This window comes from Sphingomonas sp. SRS2 (assembly GCF_000971055.1).
Lineage (GTDB): Bacteria > Pseudomonadota > Alphaproteobacteria > Sphingomonadales > Sphingomonadaceae > Rhizorhabdus.
Window position 1 is genome coordinate 1 of record NZ_LARW01000011.1, and the last position, 557, is coordinate 557.

Below are 557 nucleotides of genomic sequence, written 5' to 3' on the forward strand. Positions count from 1 at the left end.
GGCTCTGTTGCAAAGATTGGCGGCAGTCAGAGGTAGGCTGTCGCTCTGCGCCGATCAGGCGGCTGCTGCGAAATGGTGGTTGAGCATGCCCATGGCCTCCGTCAGCGCCGAGGGCCCAATGCCAAAAGCTCTCTCCACAAGGCGCACCTCGCCCCTGATGCCGGGCTGCAGGCACCAGGGGCGAGCCTGTCCTTTGCGCAGGGCTCGCATGACTTCGAATCCCTTGATCGTGGCATAGGCCGTGGGGATCGATTTGAAACCGCGCACCGGCTTGATCAGTATCTTGAGCTTTCCGTGATCGGCCTCGATCACGTTATTGAGATACTTCACCTGCCGGTGGGCCGTCTCCCGGTCCAGCTTTCCTTCGCGCTTCAATTCGGTGATCGCTGCACCATAGCTCGGCGCTTTGTCGGTATTGAGCGTGGCAGGCTTTTCCCAGTGCTTCAGGCCTCGCAGGGCCTTGCCCAGGAACCGCTTCGCTGCCTTGGCGCTGCGGGTCGGCGACAGGTAGAAATCGATCGTGTCGCCCCGCTTGTCGACTGCCCGGTACAGGTAGG

General features: G+C 61.8%; 1 protein-coding gene. It reads right to left on the minus strand.

The window, feature by feature from the left end; translation table 11 throughout:
- Positions 1-54 precede the first annotated feature (54 nt).
- A partial coding sequence (locus tag WP12_RS00055) for an IS6-like element IS6100 family transposase (protein ID WP_040209783.1) occupies positions 55-557 on the minus strand: 503 nt, incomplete at its 5' end.